The sequence below is a fragment of the Klebsiella sp. EMBS2024 genome (genome assembly GCF_036233805.1).
Lineage (GTDB): Bacteria > Pseudomonadota > Gammaproteobacteria > Enterobacterales > Enterobacteriaceae > Klebsiella > Klebsiella pneumoniae.
The window spans coordinates 1,558,522-1,558,865 of record NZ_JAZARW010000001.1 but is presented as its reverse complement, the minus strand read 5'-3'; the positions used below and the strand labels follow the sequence as shown (position 1 = coordinate 1,558,865).

At 60.9% G+C, this 344-nt stretch carries 1 pseudogene; it reads right to left on the bottom strand.

Annotation, left to right across the window (positions count from 1 at the left end):
- A pseudogene (locus tag VZP09_RS07010) lies at positions 1-344 on the bottom strand (DNA cytosine methyltransferase); the annotation flags it as partial.

The window sequence follows — 344 nt, the reverse complement described above, 5'->3', positions numbered from 1 at the left end:
CGCGACTCTTTCAGGATTGTGTGGGCGGGTTTATCAAGCGGGCGCGGTTTAGCCTGGTATTCGCTGCCACCGTTGCCAGCGAGGAACGGGACAAGGCCCGCCTCAACAATCCCCAGCGCATGACCATTGCCGCCNGGGCGTTTTGACGTACCGGCGGTCACCGTGGGTACCGGTTCGGTGACTGGCTGCCCGGTGGCGCCGGTGCGAAACTTGGTTAGGTGTGGTACCGCGACGGCAAAACCGTGGGTTTTCGTAATCGTCTGCAGCGGCCCAGTCATCGACTGCCCGCGAAAACAATCGTACTGCCCTTTCGTCGTTGTGTGGTTGCACTTCACGATGAACGG